The 19,465-nt window shown below is 64.7% G+C and carries 17 protein-coding genes, 1 tRNA gene and 1 pseudogene; 5 read left to right on the forward strand and 14 right to left on the reverse strand.

Translation table 11 applies throughout. The features are described from left to right. Nucleotides 1-18: 18 nt before the first annotated feature. From pyk to oxc, 10 genes are all read right to left on the reverse strand, one after another. Nucleotides 19-1,440, reverse strand: coding sequence for a pyruvate kinase (gene pyk / locus AC1DFC_RS23660; RefSeq protein WP_478180085.1), 1,422 nt, complete (start codon nt 1,438-1,440; stop codon nt 19-21). After that, the gene (locus tag AC1DFC_RS23665) at nt 1,437-2,453 is read right to left on the reverse strand and encodes a 2-dehydropantoate 2-reductase (RefSeq protein ID WP_007834176.1); all 1,017 of its coding nucleotides are present in this window, start codon (nt 2,451-2,453) and stop codon (nt 1,437-1,439) included. Before AC1DFC_RS23665 ends, pyk begins: the two co-directional genes overlap by 4 nt. Before the next feature lie 52 nt (nt 2,454-2,505). Further along, nucleotides 2,506-3,282 (reverse strand): fumarylacetoacetate hydrolase family protein, encoded by a 777-nt coding sequence (locus AC1DFC_RS23670; RefSeq protein ID WP_413334396.1) that lies wholly within the window; start codon nt 3,280-3,282, stop codon nt 2,506-2,508. Between the two features lie 48 nt (nt 3,283-3,330). Beyond that, nucleotides 3,331-4,230 (reverse strand): succinate--CoA ligase subunit alpha, encoded by a 900-nt coding sequence (gene sucD, locus AC1DFC_RS23675; protein WP_478180086.1) that lies wholly within the window; start codon nt 4,228-4,230, stop codon nt 3,331-3,333. A gap of 326 nt (nt 4,231-4,556) precedes the next feature. Further along, a complete protein-coding gene (gene sucC / locus AC1DFC_RS23680; protein WP_478180087.1) occupies nt 4,557-5,729 on the reverse strand; it encodes an ADP-forming succinate--CoA ligase subunit beta in 1,173 nt (390 codons plus the stop codon). A 35-nt stretch (nt 5,730-5,764) separates the two neighbouring features. Continuing rightward, nucleotides 5,765-6,082, reverse strand: a complete 318-nt coding sequence (locus AC1DFC_RS23685; RefSeq protein ID WP_007834169.1) for an HAD family hydrolase — start codon at nt 6,080-6,082, stop codon at nt 5,765-5,767. 199 nt (nt 6,083-6,281) lie between these two features. Further along, nucleotides 6,282-7,529 (reverse strand): formyl-CoA transferase, encoded by a 1,248-nt coding sequence (frc, locus tag AC1DFC_RS23690; protein WP_007834167.1) that lies wholly within the window; start codon nt 7,527-7,529, stop codon nt 6,282-6,284. Then, on the reverse strand, nt 7,526-7,972 hold the full coding sequence (locus tag AC1DFC_RS23695; RefSeq protein ID WP_478180088.1) for a PAS domain-containing protein: 447 nt from the start codon (nt 7,970-7,972) through the stop codon (nt 7,526-7,528). The genes frc (AC1DFC_RS23690) and AC1DFC_RS23695 overlap by 4 nt, the downstream gene beginning before the upstream one ends. Nucleotides 7,973-8,126: 154 nt before the next feature. After that, nucleotides 8,127-9,401: a formyl-CoA transferase gene (frc, locus tag AC1DFC_RS23700; protein ID WP_007831046.1), complete on the reverse strand. Its 1,275-nt coding sequence runs from the start codon at nt 9,399-9,401 to the stop codon at nt 8,127-8,129. A gap of 28 nt (nt 9,402-9,429) precedes the next feature. Then, nucleotides 9,430-11,262, reverse strand: a complete 1,833-nt coding sequence (gene oxc, locus AC1DFC_RS23705) for an oxalyl-CoA decarboxylase (RefSeq protein ID WP_413314351.1) — start codon at nt 11,260-11,262, stop codon at nt 9,430-9,432. A gap of 152 nt (nt 11,263-11,414) precedes the next feature. On the opposite strand from oxc, the gene AC1DFC_RS23710 reads away from it, so the two are divergent. Then, nucleotides 11,415-12,023 (forward strand): Crp/Fnr family transcriptional regulator, encoded by a 609-nt coding sequence (locus tag AC1DFC_RS23710; protein WP_007831044.1) that lies wholly within the window; start codon nt 11,415-11,417, stop codon nt 12,021-12,023. Between the two features lie 162 nt (nt 12,024-12,185). Here the strand turns inward: AC1DFC_RS23710 and AC1DFC_RS23715 are convergent, their stop codons facing one another. From AC1DFC_RS23715 to AC1DFC_RS23725, 3 genes are all read right to left on the reverse strand, one after another. Further along, nucleotides 12,186-13,718 carry a tripartite tricarboxylate transporter permease gene (locus AC1DFC_RS23715; RefSeq protein WP_478180089.1) on the reverse strand — a complete coding sequence of 511 codons (1,533 nt, stop codon included), beginning with the start codon at nt 13,716-13,718 and terminating at the stop codon, nt 12,186-12,188. 24 nt (nt 13,719-13,742) lie between these two features. Then, nucleotides 13,743-14,264, reverse strand: a complete 522-nt coding sequence (locus AC1DFC_RS23720) for a tripartite tricarboxylate transporter TctB family protein (protein ID WP_478180090.1) — start codon at nt 14,262-14,264, stop codon at nt 13,743-13,745. Between the two features lie 105 nt (nt 14,265-14,369). After that, nucleotides 14,370-15,389 carry a Bug family tripartite tricarboxylate transporter substrate binding protein gene (locus tag AC1DFC_RS23725; protein WP_413334390.1) on the reverse strand — a complete coding sequence of 340 codons (1,020 nt, stop codon included), beginning with the start codon at nt 15,387-15,389 and terminating at the stop codon, nt 14,370-14,372. A gap of 229 nt (nt 15,390-15,618) precedes the next feature. On the opposite strand from AC1DFC_RS23725, the gene AC1DFC_RS23730 reads away from it, so the two are divergent. From AC1DFC_RS23730 to AC1DFC_RS23745, 4 genes are all read left to right on the forward strand, one after another. Beyond that, nucleotides 15,619-15,693, forward strand: a tRNA-Arg gene (locus AC1DFC_RS23730). A 175-nt stretch (nt 15,694-15,868) separates the two neighbouring features. Then, nucleotides 15,869-16,870 (forward strand): tyrosine-type recombinase/integrase, encoded by a 1,002-nt coding sequence (locus AC1DFC_RS23735; RefSeq protein WP_478180091.1) that lies wholly within the window; start codon nt 15,869-15,871, stop codon nt 16,868-16,870. After that, a complete protein-coding gene (locus tag AC1DFC_RS23740) occupies nt 16,762-18,300 on the forward strand; it encodes an IS3 family transposase (protein ID WP_478180092.1) in 1,539 nt (512 codons plus the stop codon). Before AC1DFC_RS23735 ends, AC1DFC_RS23740 begins: the two co-directional genes overlap by 109 nt. A gap of 185 nt (nt 18,301-18,485) precedes the next feature. Next, nucleotides 18,486-18,692, forward strand: coding sequence for a hypothetical protein (locus AC1DFC_RS23745; RefSeq protein WP_478180093.1), 207 nt, complete (start codon nt 18,486-18,488; stop codon nt 18,690-18,692). A gap of 97 nt (nt 18,693-18,789) precedes the next feature. On the opposite strand, the pseudogene AC1DFC_RS23750 reads toward AC1DFC_RS23745, so the two are convergent. Next, nucleotides 18,790-19,464: pseudogene (locus AC1DFC_RS23750) on the reverse strand (IS3 family transposase); the annotation flags it as partial. Between the last annotated feature and the right edge of the window lies 1 nt (nt 19,465).

Raw genomic sequence — 19,465 nt, forward strand, 5'->3', positions numbered from 1 at the left:
TGCGCCGATGGCGCGCGCTCAGCCGGGTATCCGCGCGACGTGCAGCAGGTTCGTCGTGCCCGATTGACCGAAGGGCAGGCCCGCCACCACCACCACGTCGTCGCCCGCCTTCGCAAAACCCTCGGCGCGCGCCGTGCGGCAGGCGCACTCGATCATCTCGGCCACATCGTGCACGTCCTCGACGAGCACCGCATGCACGCCCCAGACCATCGCCATGCGGCGTGCTGCGGCGGTGTCGGGCGTGAGGCTCAGGATGGGCACCGCCGGACGCTCGCGCGCAGCGCGCAGGCTTGTGAAGCCCGAGGAGGTATACGTCACGGTGGCGGCCGGCGCGAGCAGCGCGGCCACCTGGCGCAGCGAGGCGCAGACCGCGTCGGCCGTGGTCGACAGCGCCGCGTCATGCGTGGCGTCGATGCCCGCACGGTACGAGGGATCGGCCTCGACGCGCGCGATGATGCGGTCCATCATCGCGACCGCTTCGAGCGGGTACCTGCCCGAGGCCGATTCGGCCGAGAGCATCACCGCATCGACGCCGTCGTAGATGGCCGTCGCGACGTCGGACACCTCGGCGCGCGTGGGCACCGGCGAGGCGATCATCGATTCGAGCATCTGCGTCGCCACCACCACCGGCTTGCCGCCCTTGCGGCAGGCGCGCACGATCAGGCGCTGCAGCTCGGGCACCTGCTCGGGCGGCAGCTCGACGCCGAGATCGCCGCGCGCCACCATGATGCCGTCGCACAGCGCGACGATGGCGTCGAGATGCTCGATGGCCGCGGGCTTCTCGAGCTTGGCCATGATCCAGGCGCGCGTGCCAATGATGGCGCGCGCCTCCTCGATGTCCTCGGGCCGCTGCACGAACGAGAGCGCAACCCAGTCGACACCGATCGACAGGCCGAAGGCCAGGTCGTCGCGGTCCTTCGGCGTCAGCGGCGAGATCGGCAGCAGCACGCTGGGCACGTTGACGCCCTTGCGGTCCGAGATCGGCCCGCCGACCAGCACCGTGGTCTCGGCAAAGTCGGCGCCGTGGCTGTCCACGCGCAGCCGCAGCTTGCCGTCGTCGAGCAGCAGCTCGGTGCCTTCCTGCAGCGCGGCGAAGATTTCCGGATGCGGCAGCGGCGCGCGGCGTGCGCTGCCGCTGGTCTTGCTGTCCATGTCGAGCCGGAAGCGCGCGCCCGCCTCGAGCTGCGCGCGGCCGCCTTCGAAGGTGCCCAGCCGCAGCTTCGGCCCCTGCAGGTCCAGCAGGATGCCGATGGGCCGGCCGAATTCTTTCTCGAGGCGGCGAATGGTTTCGAGCCGCCGCGCATGGTCGTGCTGCGTGCCGTGGCTGAAGTTGAGCCGGAACACGTCCACGCCACGCTCGAACAGCGCACGGATGGCCGGCTCGCCGGTGGTGGCCGGGCCGAGAGTGGCGACGATCTTTGCGCTGCGTGTGCGTCTCATGCTGTCGTCATTTCATGGAGCTTGACGCGGCCGCGCTGGTCTTCCATGGTCCGCGCGAGCAGCTTGACCAGGCTGTAGACGGTGTCGATGTGCGGCGTCGGGGTCTCGGTGAGCCGGGCCAGTTCGACCACGGCACCCACCAGCGCATCGATCTCCGGCGCGCGCCCGGCTTCCACGTCCTGCAGCATCGATGTCTTGTGCTTGCCGACCTTCTCTGCGCCCGCGATGCGCTTTTCGAGCGTCACGCGAAACTCGATGCCGAGCTTGTGCGCGACGGCCTGCGCCTCGCGCATCATCGCAGCGGCGAGATCGCGCGAGGGCGGGTACTGGCAGATGTCGACCAGCGTCGAGTGCGAGAGGCTGCTGATCGGGTTGAAGGTCAGGTTGCCCCAGAGCTTGAGCCAGATCTCGGCGCGGATGTTGTCGAGCACGGGCGCCTTGAAGCCGGCGCCGGTGAAGCAGGCGGCAACGCGGTTCACGCGTTCGCTCGCCGAGCCGTCGAGCTCGCCGACCGGGAAGCGGTCGCCTTCGATGTGCTTGACCACGCCGGGCGCGATCAGCTCCGAGGCCGGGTAGACCACGCAGCCGATCACGCGCTGCGCGGGGATCTTCGTGGCGACGAGCCCCGAGGGATCGACGCTGCGCACCGGCGTGCCTGCGAGGGCGCCGCCGTGCTGGTGGAAGTACCAGTACGGGATGCCGTTCTGCATCGTCACGACCACCGTGTCGGGCCCGAACAGCTTGGGCACGTCGTTCGCCACCGCCTCGACCTGGTGGGCCTTCATGGCGAGCACGACGATGTCCTGCGGACCCGCCTCGTCGTAGCGGTCGGTGGCCTTGACGTTGCGCGCCACCTGTTCTTCGCCCTCGGCCGAGACCAGCTTGATGCCGTTCCTGCCGATGGCTTCGAGGTTGGCGCCGCGCACGATGAACGTCACGTCCTCGCCGGCCAGCGCGAGCTTTGCGCCGACCAGTCCGCCGATGGCGCCCGCGCCGATGATTGCAATCTTCATGTCGATCCCCAAGAGTTGATTTCCTTGCGCGGCCGCTTCGGCATGCGCGTTGTCAGCCGAAGCGGTTGCTGAGTTTTCCGATGCCGCCGATCTCGATCTCGACGAGGCTGCCAGGCTTCATCGAGCCCACGCCGACCGATGTGCCACAGAGGATCACGTCGCCGCGGTGCAGCGTCATGTCCTGCGAGATCAGGCTCACGAGTTGCTGCACCGAGAAGCGCATGTCGCTGATCGGATAGTTCTGGCGCACCTCGCCGTTGAGCAGCGTGGTCACGGTGAGCGTTGCGGCATCGAGGCCGGTGGCCACAACCGGGCCCATCGGGCAGAAGGTGTCGAAGCCCTTGGCGCGCACCCACTGCGCGAACGAGGCGTCGCGGTTCAGGATGTCGGCCACGGTCACGTCGTTGGCGCAGGTGTAGCCGAACACATGGTCGAGCGCATCGGCTTCGGAGACGGCGGTGGCGGTCTTGCCGATCACGATGCCGAGCTCGCCCTCGAACACCACCTTGCCGTCGCACAGCGGCTTGCGGATCGGTGCGCCGGGCGCGAGGTAGGAGTTGGGCGTCTTCAGCAGGTACAGCGGCTCCGCCGGCACCGGCAGGCCCAGCTTGGCGCCGAGCGCATGGAAGTTGTTCCACAGCGCGATCACCTTGGTCGGCTCGGTGGGCGTGAGCAGCTGGAGCCCCGCCAGCGCAAACACGCGGCCCGTGGGCTCGGAACTGCCGAACATGTCGCCCCGGCGCTCGTGCACCGCATCGCCTTCGAGCGTGCCGAAGCCGATGCCGCCGGCGTGTTCGAAGCGGACCCATTTCGTCTGTTCTTGCTGCATGTTGTCGTCTGCTTTCTGGATGGAGGATTCGGGTCGGCCGTCAGTCAGTCAGTCGAACGGCAGGTAGTCGGGGATGACGAGCGAGGCGAGCAGCTTTCCCATCTCCGCCGGATTGCGCGTGACGTGGATGCCGCATTCCTTCATCACCGCGAGCTTTTCCTCGGCGGTGCCGCGGCCGCCGGAAACGATGGCGCCCGCATGGCCCATGCGCTTGCCGGGCGGCGCACTGGCGCCCGCGATGAAGCCGACGACGGGCTTGCGCATGTGGTCGCGGATCCAGTACGCGCATTGCTCCTCGGCATCGCCGCCGATTTCGCCGACCATGATCACGGCGTCGGTGCGCGGGTCGTCGTTGAACATCCGCAGCACGTCGATGTGCCGCAGCCCGCCGACCGGATCGCCGCCGATGCCGACCACGGTCGACTGCCCGATGCCGAAGCTCGCGAGCTGGCTCGCGGCCTCGTAGGTGAGCGTGCCCGAGCGCGAGACCACGCCGATGCGGCCGCGCTGGTGAATGTGGCCCGGCATGATGCCGATCTTGATTTCGCCGGGCGTGATGAGGCCGGGACAGTTGGGGCCGAGCAGCAGCGTCTTGCGGCCCTGCATGCGATGGCGCGTGCGGATCATGTCGCGCACCGGAATGCCTTCGGTGATGCAGATGACGAGTTCGAGCTCGGCATCGACCGCTTCGTCGATGGCCGCTGCGGCGAAAGGTGGTGGCACGTAGATCACGGAGACGGTGGCGCCGGTGCGGGCCTTGGCCTCTTTCACTGTGCCGAAGATCGGAATGCCGGCCAGCGACTCGCCTGCCTTCAGCGGGTTCACGCCCGCGACGAAGCAGTGCCGGCCGTTGCCGTATTCGAGGCACTGGGCCGTGTGGAAGCTGCCGGTCTTGCCAGTGATGCCCTGCGTGATCACGCGGGTGTGCTTGTTGATCAGGATGGACATTTCAGGGGTTCCATCGTGCGTTTGCCTGCGTTCCTGTTTCGGGGTGCGTGCGCAGGCCATCGGGTAACTCCCTCCGCGAATGTCCCCCGGCCTGCGGCCTCCTCCTTTATTTCGCTGCGTGAGTCACCCGACGCCCTGCGCACGAGGACATGCTGCCGGTGCTCGCCGATCAACGACTGCCCTGAACAACGATCACGTCGATGGGGTGCCTTGCGCAGCGAAATAAAGGAGGAGCCCGAAGGGCGGGGGACATTCGCGGAGCAAGGCACCCCGTCGGCGTGATCGCACCCCGAAATGCATCGCATCAAGAGACAGGAGCTCATTTCCTAGCGCTCCCAGTTCCGAGCAGCCCCGATGGCCCGCTGCGCCGCCTCGGCCATGTCGTCGGTGTTGATGATCGACAGGCCCGATTGCGCGAGGATGGTCCGGCCCAGGTCCTCGTTGGTGCCCTTCATGCGCACGATCAGCGGCACGGTGGGCCCGGTTTCGCGCGCTGCGGCAACCACGCCGTGCGCAATGACATCGCATTTCATGATGCCGCCGAAGATGTTGACCAGCACGGCCTTGAGCTTCGGGTTGCGCAACATCAGCTTGAAGGCTTCGGTCACCTTTTCGGCTGTCGCACCACCGCCCACGTCGAGAAAATTGGCGGGCATTCCGCCGTAGAGCTTGATCGCGTCCATCGTCGCCATCGCGAGGCCGGCGCCATTGACGAGGCAGCCGATGTCGCCGTCGAGCGCGATGTACGAGAGGTCGAACTTCGAGGCTTCGACCTCCACCGGGTCTTCCTCGTCGAAGTCGCGCATCGCGGCGATCCCGGGCTGGCGGAACAGGGCGTTGGCGTCGAAGTCGAACTTCGCGTCGAGCGCCATCACGCGGCCGTCGCGGGTCAGCACCAGCGGGTTGATCTCGGCCAGCGACGCGTCGCTGGCATCGAAGGCCTGGTAGAGGTTCTGCATGAACACGCGCGCCTGCACCACCGAACGCTCGTCGATGCCGATGCGGCGCGCGATGCCGTCGGCCTCGGCAATGCGCAGGCCGGCGTCCGGATCGATGAAGAGCTTGTGGATCTTCCCGGGCGTGCGCGCGGCCACCTCCTCGATGTCCATGCCGCCTTCGCTCGAGGCCATCAATGCCACGCGCTGCGAATTGCGGTCGACCACGAAGCCGAGGTACAGCTCCTTGTCGATCTCGACGCTCTCCTCGACCAGCAGCTGCTTCACCACGCGGCCTTCGGGCCCGGTCTGGTGGGTCTTCAGCGTCATGCCGAGCATCTGGTCCGCATGCCGCCGCACTTCGGCGACGGACCATGCGGGCTTCACGCCGCCGCCCTTGCCCCGGCCGCCCGCATGAATCTGCGCCTTGACCACCCAGGCCCGGCCACCGAGCCGGGTAGCCGCATCCGCCGCCTCGTCGGGCGAGCGGCAGACGAATCCGCGGGGCGTTGCCACGCCGTAGCGGCACAGGACGTCTTTACCCTGGTATTCGTGGATGTTCATGGCCGGGATCGACTGCTGGATTGAATTGATTTATTTCAGGCACCAAGCTCGACGCCGTGGCTTTCAGCCCAATTGAAATAGCTCGACGAAGCCATTTCCCGCTTTCTGTGGATTTCCTTCTTCTGCTCGATGGCCACCGCCAGGAATTCGGCGTCGTACGCCCGCAGGAGGTGCGGCTGATGGGTCTTCAGGTAATGGCCGATCCGCTCGCTGGCGTTCTGGCTCAGGTCCATCAGGCGGTCGTAGGTTTCGCCGTCCCAATGCCAGCGCAGTCCCAATTCGAAAAATGCTGCGTTATAGGCATTGCGCTCGATTTCGTCGCGCCAGTCTTGAACGGGCGAATGCTTTTCCATGACCTTCTCCTTGAATTGATGCCGGACTCGGCGGATTCAAATGTAGGACCGGTGATGAATAAATAAAAATTAAACTAATTTATAGAAATCATTCATCAAGAGTTATAGATTGAGGCCAGAAATACACGCGCCCAAGGGCCTTCCGCGCCACCCGCAGGCGGCGCTCTCGCAAATCAGGTTGGCGGGCCTGCGCCGCGCCTCAGATCACGCGTTCGGCCCGCAGGGTCGCCAGGTCGTCCGCGCCGTAGCCGAGCTGCCGCAGCACTTCTTCGGTGTGTTCGCCGAGCAGCGGCGAGCGCGTCACCACCGTCGGGCTGTCGGACATCTTGATGGGGTTGCCCACCGTCAGGTACTTGCCGCGCACCGGGTGGTCGACCTCGACGATGGTGCCGGTCTCGCGCAGGGACTCGTCCTCGGCGATTTCCTTCATCGAGAGGATCGGCCCGCAGGGAATGTCGTACTCGTTGAGGATCTCCATGGCCTCGAACTTGTCCTTGGTCATGGTCCACTTCTCGATGCGCGCGAAGATCGGCTTCAGGTGCAGCAGGCGCGCGGCCGGCGTGGCGTAGGCCTCGTCGGTGATCCAGCCCTCCTCGCCGATCACCTTGCACACCGCAGGCCACACGGCCGCCTGCGTGATGAAGTAGATGTATGCGTTGGGGTCGGTCTCCCAGCCCTTGCACTTGAGGATCGAGCCCGGCTGGCCTCCGCCCGAGGCATTGCCCGCGCGCGGCACGGCGTCGCCGAACTTGCCGTCGGGGTACTGCGGGTATTCGTGCATGGTGCCGGTGCGCTCCAGCCGCTGCTGGTCGCGCATCTTCACGCGGCACAGGTTGAGCACGGCGTCCTGCATCGGTGCGAGCACCTGCTGGCCGCGGCCGGAAGAGTTGCGCTGGAACAGTGCGGCAAGGATGCCGAGCGCGAGGTGCAGGCCGGTGCCGCTGTCGCCGATCTGCGCGCCGGTCACCAGCGGCGGGCCGTCTTCGAAGCCGGTGGTCGAGGCTGCGCCGCCGGCGCATTGGGCGACGTTCTCATAGACCTTGCAGTGCTCGTATTTGCCGGGCCCGAAGCCCTTGACCGAAGCGACGATCATGCGCGGGTTGATCTTCTGGATGTGGGCCCAGGTGATGCCCATGCGGTCGAGCGCGCCGGGCGCGAAGTTCTCGACCAGCACGTCGCAGGTCTTGATCAGGCTGTCGAGAACCTCCTTGCCCTTGGGGTTCTTGGTGTCCAGCGTGATCGAGCGCTTGTTGTGGTTCAGCATCGTGAAGTACAAGCTGTCCGCGCCGGGAATGTCGCGCAGCTGGCCGCGCGTGGCATCGCCTTCGCCTGCCCGCTCGACCTTGATCACGTCGGCGCCGAACCACGCCAGCAGCTGGGTGCAGGTGGGGCCCGACTGCACGTGGGTGAAGTCGAGGATCCGAACGCCTTCGAGTGCCTTGCTCATTGACTGTCTCCTTCTTTGACCATCGCGGCTTCGACTTCTACCAGACGGGCGCGCAATTTGCGCTCCTCCGCAAAGCGGACGGATTCATCCCGCACGATGGCGACGATCCCCGTGACCTCGTGATCGGCGGAGAACAGCATCGACACCGTGAAGGCGATCGACAGCGTGTGCCCGTCCTTGTGCAGCGCCGGCACGCGCAGCAGGTCGGCGCCGTACTTGGTGATGCCGGTGTCCATCGTCTTGTGGTAGCCGTCCCAGTGCCGCTGGCGCTGCCGCTGGGGAATGATCAGGTCGAGCGACTGGCCGAGCGCCTCGGCCCCGGTAAACCCGAAGATGCGCTCGGCAGCACGGTTCCACAGCGTGATCGCGCCCTGCGCGTCGCACACCATGATGGCATCGCCAGCGCCTTCGACGAGCTGCTTGAAATCGATGTTCGCTTGCATGTTTACCCCTGGCGCTTCATTTCAATCCAGAACCCCGCAGTGCCACTGCCCTTCCAGAGACACCGCGGAACCGGCTCCGCCGGGCCGCAGGTGTCGCCCCCTCGAAGGGGGTGGGCGCTGCCACACGAAGTGGGCAAGCCTGGGGGTGAGCCAACTACACGGCTTTTGATTCCTTCAGGTTGTCGATCTGCTGCTGGGTGTAGCCCAGCTCCGCCAGCACCTGGTCGGTGTGCTCGCCCAGCAAGGGCGAGGCGGTGACTTCGGGCTTGAGGTCCGAGAACTTGATCGGGCTGCCGATGGTCCAGTAGCTGCCGCGCTCCTTGTGCGGAACTTCGACGATCGAGCCGCTCTTGCGCAGCGACTCGTCATGCAGCAGTTCCTTCATCGACAGCACCGGGGCGCAGGGAATGTCGTACTTGCGGAAGATGTCCACGGCCTCGAACTTGGTCTTGTCCTTGATGAAGTCCTCGATGGTGGCGAAGATCTGCTCGATGTGCGGCTGGCGGGCCTTGGCCGTCATGTAGTCGGGGTCGGTCTTCCATTCGGGCTTGCCCAGCGCCTCGCAGATCGGCTCCCAGGCGTGACCCTGCACCGTGAAGTAGATGTAGGCGTTGGGATCGGTCTGCCAGCCCTTGCACTTCAGGATCCAGCCGGGCTGGCCGCCGCCGCCGGCATTGCCGCCGCGCGGCACGACCTTGTCGGCGAATGCGCCCATCTCGTGCGGGTACTGCGGGTATTCCTCGAGGTAGCCCACGCTGTCCAGGCGCTGCTGGTCGCGCATCTTCACGCGGCACAGGTTGAGCACGGCATCCTGCATCGAGCAGGCCACCTTCTGGCCCTTGCCGGTCTGCTGGCGGCCGATGATGGCCGTCAGAATGCCGATGGCCAGATGCATGCCGGTGTTGGAGTCGCCCAGCGCGGCGGCCGAGATCGTCGGGGCGGAGTTCTCGCCTTTCCACCAGCCGGTGGTGGAAGCGGAGCCGCCGGCGCACTGCGCCACGTTCTCGTACACCTTCAGGTCCTCGTAGTGGTGGCCTTCGCTGAAGCCCTTGACCGAGGCGACGATCATCTTCGGGTTCAGCTCCTGGAGGCGTTCCCAGGTGAAGCCCATGCGGTCCAGCGCCCCGGGACCGAAGTTTTCCACCAGCACGTCGGATTCGCGGATCAGCTTTTCCAGCACGATCTTGCCCTCGGGCTTCTTCGTGTCCAGCGTGATCGAGCGCTTGTTGCTGTTGAGCATGGTGAAGTACAGCGCGTCGACGTTCGGAATGTCGCGCAGCTGGCTGCGGGTGACGTCGCCGGCGCCCGGGCGCTCGACCTTGATCACGTCGGCGCCGAACCAGGCCAGCATCTGCGTGCAGGCAGGACCGGCCTGCACGTGCGTGAAGTCGATGATCTTGATGCCGTTGAGGGGTTTGATGCTGCTCATTTGGGGTATCTCCTTGGATGGAATTGAGTTACTTCTTCTTCGCCGTGCTGGGGTTCAGGCTCGTGATGCGCCCGCTTTCCGTGCCCGCGGTTTCGTCGATGACGGCGTTGATCAGGGTCGGCCGGCCGGAGGCGACGGCCTCGGCCAGGGCCTTCTGCAGCTCGTCGGCGGTGGTGGCGTGCACGCCCACGCCGCCAAAGGCTTCCATCAGCTTGTCGTAGCGCGCGTTCTTCACGAACACGGTGGGCGCCACGTCGGGCGTGCCGCTGGGGTTCACGTCGGTGCCGCGGTAGACGCCGTTGTTGTTGAAGACGACGACGCACACCGGCAGGTTGTAGCGGCAGATGGTTTCCACCTCCATGCCGCTGAAGCCGAAGGCGCTGTCGCCCTCGATGGCGATCACCGGCTTGCCGGTGACCACCGCCGCGGCCACGGAGAAGCCCATGCCGATGCCCATGATCCCCCAGGTGCCCACGTCGAGGCGCTTGCGCGGCTCGTACATGTCGACGATGCTGCGCGCGAAGTCCAGCGTGTTGGCGCCCTCGTTGACGACGATGGCATCGGGCCGCGCCTTCACCTGGTCGCGGATCACGCTGAGCGCGCTCTGGAAGTTCATCGGCGAGGGCCGCGCAGCCAGCGTCGCGGCCATCTTCGAGAGGTTCTTGTCCTTGCGCTCGGCGATGGCGCCGGTCCACTCGACCGGGGGCTTGGCCCACTTGGCATCGATGCCGGCCAGCAGCGCGGCCACGCAGGAGCCGATGTCGCCGATCACCGGCGCCTCGATGGCGACGTTGCTGTCGATCTCGGTCGGCGCGATGTCGATCTGGATGAACTTCTTGGCGCCCTTGTCCTGCGCCCAGGTCTTGCCCTTGCCGTGCGAGAGCAGCCAGTTGAGGCGCGCGCCGACCAGCAGCACCACGTCGGCTTCCTGCAGCACGTAGGAGCGCGCTGCCGCGGCCGACTGCACGTGGGTGTCGGGCAGCAGGCCCTTGGCCATCGACATCGGCAGATAGGGAATACCCGTCTTCTCGACCAGCGCACGGATGTCGGCATCGGCCTGCGCGTAGGCGGCGCCCTTGCCGAGCAGGATCAGCGGCCGCTTGGCACCCTTGAGCAGGTCGAGCGCGCGCTTCACGGCGTCGGGCGCGGGGATCTGGCGCGGTGCGGGGTCGACCACCTTGATCAGCGACTTCTTGCCGGCTGCGGCGTCCATCGTCTGCGCGAACAGCTTGGCCGGCAGGTCGAGGTACACGCCGCCAGGGCGGCCCGACAGCGCCGCGCGGATGGCGCGCGCAATGCCCACGCCGATGTCCTCGGCATGCAGCACGCGGAAGGCCGCCTTGCACAGCGGCTTGGCGATGGCCAGCTGGTCCATCTCCTCGTAGTCGCCCTGCTGCAGGTCGACGATCTCGCGCTCGCTGGAGCCGCTGATGAGGATCATCGGGAAGCAGTTGGTGGTGGCGTTGGCCAGCGCGGTCAGGCCGTTGAGGAAGCCGGGGGCCGACACGGTCAGGCAGATGCCGGGCTTCTGCGTGAGGAAGCCGGCGGCGGCGGCGGCATTGCCGGCGTGCTGCTCGTGGCGGAAGGAGATGACGCGCAGGCCTTCGGCCTGTGCCATGCGCGTGAGGTCCGTGATCGGGATGCCGGGCAGGCCGAAGATGGTGTCGATGTCGTTGAGCTTGAGCGCATCGATGACCAGGTGGAAGCCGTCGATGGTCTCGGCCGCCGGCGCGCTGTCTTCGGTCGCGCCACCCTTGAAGGCGCGGACCACCGCTTCGCCGTCAGCATCGCGGCTTTTCGTGGGCTTGAGGGCATCTTCCAGCGTGGTGGCTGCCTCTTTCTCTGTTCTGACTGAAGACATGTCTCTCCTTCTGCATGGGTGAATGGCCAAGGCCCGAGCCGCGACTATGATTCGGGCCCAAGCTTTCGGCCGTTGACCTCGGTCAACTTTCCCGAAAACGGCGACGGCCCCGATGACCGGCGCCGGCAGCGAAATCGAGCAAGACGGTGACCATGACGTTGTTGGAAAACCATCCGGAGAAGAACATCATTCGCGCCCAGCTCCGGCAGAACATCCTGCTCAAGGACCTGAGCGAAGCCGACCGCGCCGAACTGGAAGCCCACCTGGTCATCGTGGACGGCAACAAGGGCGAGTTCCTGCTGCACCAGGGGGTGCGCGAGATGGAGCAGTACTTCATCCTCGACGGCATCCTCAAGCGGGTGGTGAGCAACCCGGAGGGCAAGGAAATGATCCTGCGCTTCGCCGACGAGAACGACATGGAGACGAGCTACGCCGCGCTGCGGCTGGGCACGCCCACGCCCTACGGCATCGTGTGCGTGACGAAGGCGCGGGTCGCGAGCCTGCCGCTGAAGGAATGGATCGCGTTCCTGAACCGGCATGCGGAAACGAAGGAACTGTTCGAGTTCCTCGTGATGCGCGGCATGAGCGAGATCATGGCGCACACGATCACGCTGCATCTTCTGGACGCCGCCGGGCGTGTGCACCGGTTCATGCGCAAGCACCCTGAACTGGAAGACCGGATTCCGAGCAAGGAGCTGGCTTCTTATCTGAATCTCTCGGCGGAAACCCTTAGTCGGCTTCGCAAGCGCGGGAAGATTTAGCTCACTCGGTTGTCCGGGTGCGTGCGAATGACACCGGGCACTCCCCTGCGCGAATGCCCCCCGGCCTGCGGCCTCCTCCTTTATTTCGCTGCGCAAGGTACCCCATCGGTGTGAGCGCGCCCCGAACAACCCGGGTCAGCGCGATCACAGGCAAGTTGCTGGTCAGTCCACCGGCCGCTCGACCGCAAACTCGTCGGGCTTCTTCGGCTTCCTGATCACGGCCAGCGCCTTCGAGATCAGCGGCCAGAACAGCAGCACCAGCGCCAGCGTCGTGATGCCGCCGACCAGCGGGTTCGAGAACATCACCATCACGTCGCCCTGCGAGACCAGCATGGCCTGGCGGAACGAGTCCTCGGCCTTGTCGCCGAGCACCAGTGCAAGCACCAGCGGCGCCAGCGGAAAGTCGAGCTTCTTGAAGAGGTAGCCCACCACGCCGAAGCCGAGCATGAACCAGATGTCGAGCATCGCGTTGTGCACGGTGTAGGCGCCGATGGCGCAGATCACGATGATCACCGGCGCGATGATCGAGAACGGAATGCGCAGGATCGACGCGAACAGCGGCACGGTGCTCAGCACCACGATCAGGCCGACGATGTTGCCGAGGTACATGCTGGCGATCAGGCCCCAGACGAAGTCCTTCTGCTCCACGAACAGCAGCGGCCCCGGCTGCAGGCCCCAGATCAGCAGGCCGCCCAGCAGCACCGCTGCGGTCGGCGAACCGGGAATGCCGAGTGCCAGCATCGGCAGCAGCGCGCTGGTGCCGGCCGCGTGTGCCGCAGTCTCGGGCGCGACCACGCCTTCCATCTCGCCGGAGCCGAACCTGGCGCCCTTCTTCGACATCTTCTTCGCGAGGCCGTAGCTCATGAACGAGGCCGGCGTCGCGCCGCCGGGCGTGATGCCCATCCAGATGCCGATGAGCGAGCTGCGGATGGAGGTCACCCAGTATTTGGGCAACTGCTTCCACGTCTGCCACACGACCTTCGGATCGATCTTGGCGCTCTTGCCCGAGAACTTCAGGCCCTCTTCCATCGACAGCAGGATCTCGCCGATGCCGAACAGGCCGATCACCGCGATCAAAAAGTCGAAGCCGCGCATCAGCTCGGGCTGGCCGAAGGTCAGGCGCAGCTGGCCGGTGACGGTGTCCATGCCCACGCTGGCGAGCGCGAAGCCCAGCGCCATCGACGCGAGGATCTTGAAGGGCGAGCCCTTGCCCATGCCGACGAAGCTGCAGAAGGTCAGCAGGTACACCGCGAAGAACTCCGGCGAGCCGAACTTGAGCGCGAACTTCGCGACCAGCGGCGCGAGGAAGGTGATCATCACCACCGCGAGAAAGGCGCCCACGAACGACGAGGTGAAGGCCGTCGTCAGCGCGGCGCCGGCCTGCCCGCTCTGCGCCATCGGATAGCCGTCGAAGGTGGTGGCCACCGACCACGGTTCGCCCGGTATGTTGAACAGGATCGAGGTGATGGCACCGCCGAATAGCGCACCCCAGTAGATGCACGACAGCATGATGATCGCCGAGGTCGGCGACATCGAGAAGGTGAGCGGCAGCAGGATCGCCACGCCGTTGGCGCCGCCGAGCCCGGGCAGCACGCCGATCAACACGCCGAGGATGATGCCGACGAACATCAGGCCGATGTTCATCGGCGTGAGGATCACCGAGAAGCCCTGCATCAGGGCGCCGATTTCTTCCATTTCGCTTGTGCTCCTTGAACGGGTTCAGTAGCCGAGGAACCGAAGCGGATCGAGCGCACCCTTGAACAGCGGCACCTTGAACCAGACTTCGAACATGAAGAAGAACAGCGTGTTGACGGCCAGCGCGGCAAGCACGCTCTTGGTCCATGCGTACTTGCCGAGCACCACCATGAACAGCGCGATATACATCGCCGACGCCACGTAGATGCCGAGAACGGAGATCGCCAGCACGTAGACCGTGGCCGGCACCAGCACCGACAGCACGCGCTTGAGCTGCACCGGGTCGACGAAGACCACGGTGTTGCGGTTCCTGCCGAGCAGCGACTGGTAGAGGATGCCGGCGCCGGAGATCGTGATGATCACGCCGATGAAGAACGGAAAGTAGCCTGCGCCGGGACCGTCGCTGGTCCAGCCCGCGCCGAGCTTGCGCGCCTCGAAGACCACCACCAGGCCGATCGCCAGCAGCAGCAATGCGACTGCCGCTTCGACCAGGTGCGTGGAGATGCCCGGACGCGCCGCGCCCTCGGATGTTTCGTCGTGCTCCATGGAGCCCCCATCGTGATTGTGTGAGAGAAGAAAGCGACGGATGCGGCACGCCCGCGGTCCGCCGGTCAGCCGGCCTCGGGCGGCAGCGCTCGCAGCCGGTGCGGCCTACTTGGCGCTCGCGAGGAAGCCCGCCTCGGACATCAGCGTGCGGTGCGTGGCCTCGGCCTCGGTGAGCCACTTTGCGAAGGCGTCGCCGGTCATGAAGGTCGGGTTGAAGGCGCCCTTCTCCATGTATTCCTTCCAGTCGGGCGTGGCGGCCACCTTGGTCAGCAGGTCCTTGTAGAAGGCGAGCTGGTCGGGCGTGACGCCGGGCGGCATGAAGATGCCGCGCAGCATCGTGTATCGGGTCGGCACGCCCGCCTCCTTGCAGGTGGGGATGTCGTTCCACGACTGCGTGTCGGTGACCTTGGCCTTGAAGGGCATGCGCTCGTCGTCGAACACGCACAGCGCGCGCAGCTTGCCCGCGCGCCATTGCGCCACCGCCTCGATCGGGTTGTTCACCGTCGAGTTCACATGGCCGCCCACCAGCTGCACCGCCACCTCGCCGCCGCCCTTGAACGGCACGTAGATGAACTTGGTGCCGGTGGCCTTCTCGAGAGCGACCGTGATGATCTGGTCTTCCTGCTTCGAGCCGGTACCGGCCATCTTGAACTTGCTCGGCCCCGCGGCCTTCACCGCCGTGACGTACTCGCCGGCGTTCTTGTAGGGCTCGGCCGCGTTGGTCCAGAGCACGAACTGGTCGAGCGCCAGCATCGCGACCGGCGTCATGTCCTTCCAGTTGAAGGGCACGCCGGTGGCCATCGGCGTGGTGAACAGGTTCGACAGCGAGATGACGATCTTGTGCGGATCGCCCTTGGCTTCCTTCACCGCCAGGAAGCCCTCGGCGCCCGCGCCGCCCGACTTGTTGACGACGATCAGCGGCTCCTTCATCAGCTTGTACTTGATGACGATGCCCTGCAGCAGCCGCCCCATCTGATCGGCGCCGCCGCCGGTGCCGGCGGGAATCACGAACTCCACCGGCTTGGTGGGTTCCCATGCGAGGGCAGGCGCGGCGGTTGCCAGCGCCAGGACCGCCGCGGCAACGGCTGTCGCGCGACCCAGAACGTGCGAAGCGAACTTCTTCATCAGGCTATCTCCTGTGTAGTGTTTCGCTCTTTTTTGTTCTTGGATCTGAGCAGAGATGCAACGGGCACGATGGTGCGCGCCACCGATTCACGCCGGCTTGATCGCGGTCAACTTTTCTGAGATTTCGTATCGGGGTAAGCCCGCGCTGGCGGGGCCAGCGCATCCCGTCATCGGGAACCCTATAAAATCGCGGCGCGCAGCGGGCTTCCAGCTTCCTGCGCCTCCATCCGTCTTCGTAGTTCAATGGATAGAACGGGGTCCTCCTAAGACTCAGATACAGGTTCGATTCCTGTCGAAGGCACCAAGGACCCGAATCACGGCGTCTCACCAAGCCTCAAAACCCGCACGTTTCCCCAGCGTAGCGGGTTCTTCTTTGCCTCGGGCCGTGTCACGGCGTAGCATCACATTGCAGAGAAATACCGTCATTTTTGTCGGTATCTTCGGAGCGCCGGCGGCGAAATACCGTCAAAGGAGCAGCGATGGCATTGACAGACACGTTCGTTCGCCAGGTGAAGGCCACCAGCAAAGCCCTCGGGGACAAATATGCCGATGGCGGCGGCATGTACTTGCTGGTCAAGGCGCCGGGCAAGTACTGGCGCCTCGATTACCGCTTCTGTGGCAAGCGCAAGACCTTGGCGTTGGGCGTCTACCCCGCTGTGTCGCTCGCCAAGGCTCGCCGACGGCGCGACAAAGCCCGCGAACAACTGGCAGACGGGGTTGATCCTGGCATGGCCCAGCGCGAGGAAAAGCGGGCGAAAGTCGACGCCGCCGCAAGCACCTTTGAGGCCGTTTCGCGGGAATGGCTGGCCAAGACTTCCGGCAAGCGCGCCGCGATCACGCAGGCCAAGGTCACGAGCTGGCTTGAGAAAGACGTGCTTCCGTTCATCGGGACGCTGCCCATTGCCAGCATCAAAGCCAAGGACGTGCTCGACAAGGTCGCCCGCCGCATGGAAGCGCGAGGTGTTCACGAGAGCGCACATCGGATCGTTCAGATTTGCTCGCAGGTGTTTCGCTATGCCGTCGCCGTGGGGGTGATCGAGCGCGACGTGACCGTCGACCTGAAGGGGGCGCTGGCGGCGGTGGAAAAGGCCAACTACGCCGCCATCACGGAACCCAAGCAGGTGGGTCAGCTCATGCGCTCCATTTACGCCTATGTGGGGCATCCCTGTGCCGTGGCGGGGCTGAAGCTTTCGCCGCTGGTGTTCGTCCGCCCGGGCGAGTTGCGTGCCGCTGAGTGGGCCGAGATCGACCTCGACGCCGCCGAGTGGCGCATCCCTGCCGCCAAGATGAAGATGAAGGTTGAGCACCTGGTGCTGGAGGAGCGCACCGACCGGGGGTGCGGACGAAAACTTGGACTACCAGGAGGTAGTTCGTGTATTCCTACGAAGATCGGATTCGAGCCGTTGAGCTCTACATCAAGCTTGGCAAACGCGTCAGACCCACCATCCGCCAGCTGGGTTATCCAACAAAGAATTCTCTGAAGTGCTGGTACAGCGAATACCAGCAGAAGCTCGACTTGCCAGCGGGCTATGCGGGCCGGAGACCCAAGTTCTCGCAGGAACAAAAAGCGGCAGCTATCGAGCACTACCTCACTCACGACCGCTGCATTGCTGCCACCATGAGGGCATTGGGCTACCCCGGCAGAGGGACACTGACCGCGTGGGTTCGCGAGGCCCTTCCTGAGGCTAGAAGGACAGTCGTCGGCAGTGTGGGGCGACGAAGATATTCCGGGGAGCTGATGCAAGCGGGAGTCATGGAGCTTTGCACGCGTGAGGCAAGTGCGCAAGCTGTAGGCGACAAGTTCGGCGTGTGCCGGCCAACGCTGTACAACTGGAAGAATCAACTTCTGGGACGTGAGGCACCCGCATCCATGAAAAGTACCAATCAATCTCCGCCGTCGCAAGAGCGCGACGAGCTCGAGCACCAGGTTGAGTCACTGCGCCGCGAAGTCAGGCAACTGCGCCTCGAGCAGGATCTCTTGAACAAGGCCAACGAACTGTTAAAAAAAGGCCTGGGCGTCGACCTGCAGCTCCTGTCCAACCGGGAGAAGACACTGCTGATTGACGCCCTCAGGGAGCACTATGGCCTGCCAGAGCTCCTTGCACAGTTGGATCTTGCGCGTAGCTCGTACTTCTACCATCGGGCCCGCGCAGCGGTGGGCGACAAGTACCTGGAGGTGCGGCAATCCATCACCGACATCTTTGAGTCGAACCATCGCTGCTATGGCTACCGCAGGCTGCAAGCTTCGCTCACCAGACAGGACGTCGCGATCTCCGAGAAGGTCGTGCAGCGGTTGATGAAGCAGGAAAGCCTGGTTGTTCCAAAGCCCAGGAAGCGCAGGTATGCGTCATACCTTGGCGAGATCAGTCCAGCGCCTGAGAACCTCATCAACCGCGACTTCCAGGCCGCAGTCCCTAATGAGAAATGGCTTACGGATATCACGGAGTTCCAGATCCCGGCTGGCAAGGTGTACCTCTCGCCGATCATCGACTGCTTCGATGGAATGGTCGTCAGCTGGACGATTGGGACCAGTCCGGACGCCGAGTTGGTCAACACGATGCTGGATGCAGCCATCGAGACAGTGGCCGAAACGACAGACCGGCCTGTGGTTCACTCCGATCGGGGCGGCCACTACCGCTGGCCTGGTTGGCTATCAAGAATGAGCGACGCGAACCTCACACGCTCGATGTCCCGCAAGGCATGCTCACCTGACAACGCCGCTTGCGAAGGCTTCTTCGGTCGACTGAAGAACGAGCTGTTCTATCCTCGGGACTGGAAGAATGCCACCATTGAGCAATTCATCGAGGCGGTCGACTCGTACATCCGCTGGTACAACGAGCAGAGAATCAAGATCTCTCTCGGCTCCCTCAGCCCCATCGAATACCGGGTGAGCCTTGGACTTGCAGCATAAAACCAGTCCAAGTTTTTATCCGCACCCCCCTAGGGTCAGAGATCGGCGGAATCCAACACTCCCACCTCACTCAACAAAGCCCAGCCTGGCCCCATCGCCGCGCTGGGCTTTGTGCCGTCTGGCGCTGCCTGGCGTGTTCTTTCTTCCCCCCAAGCGGTATGTCTTTCCCGATCGCTCCGTAACTCATGGCCCACGACTTCACATCCACCACTTTCGACGATGAACCTTTCCCTCAGCACGAGACGCTTGCAGCGTCTGCAAACTTCGCCTGTCCTGCCTGCCAGTCACGGCAGACCACTCCGCGCGACACCGGCAAGAAGGCCGGCGCAGCGATCGGCACCATCGCCGGCGCGGCCGGTGGCATCTCTGGTGCTCTCGCTGGTGCAGTGTAAGCGTCCGGCCAACGCATCTTGAATCCGCCGGGTAGCCCGACCAGCATGGTGTCCACCAAACTCTGAACCGACCCCCAAACCTTGGACATTTATGGTTTCATGCGGGTGCCGTGGCGGCCTGCATCCTGTACGCCACTGGGCTCAGGCCTCCCAGCCCGAGCTTGATGCGATCCACGTTGTAGTAGCGAATGTAGTCGTGAAGGGCGTCTTTCAACGTCTCGGTCGTGTCGAACTTGTTGAGGTGGAACAGCTCACACTTCAGTGTTCCGAAGAAGCTCTCCATGGCTGCGTTGTCATAGCAGTTGCCCTTTCTCGACATGCTCTGGACGACACCGCTTTGATGCAGGCGATGGCGGTACGCGGGCATGCGGTACTGCCATCCTTGGTCCGAATGCAGGATCGGTCGCTGGCCTGAGTCGAGCCGGTTGAACGCCTTGGTGAGCATGTTCTTGATCATGACTGGCAGCGGACGCTCTGCTATCTCGTACGACACGATCTCGCGGTTGTAGAGATCCATCACCGGCGACAAGTACAGCTTCTGGTTGTTCACCTTGAACTCGGTCACATCGGTCACCCACTTCTTGTTGGGCTCATCAGCCGTGAAGTCGCGCTCCAAGCGGTCCGGGGCCGTCTCGGAAGCTGCGCCGTCATAGGCCTTGTAGCGTTTTGGGCGGACCAGCGACTTCAGCTGCATCTCGACCATCAGCTTCTGGACGGTCTTATGGTTGACGATGAGACCTTGCTGGCGTAGCTCAGCGGTTACCCGCCGATGA

The organism is Variovorax sp. 10L421 (assembly GCF_056395365.1).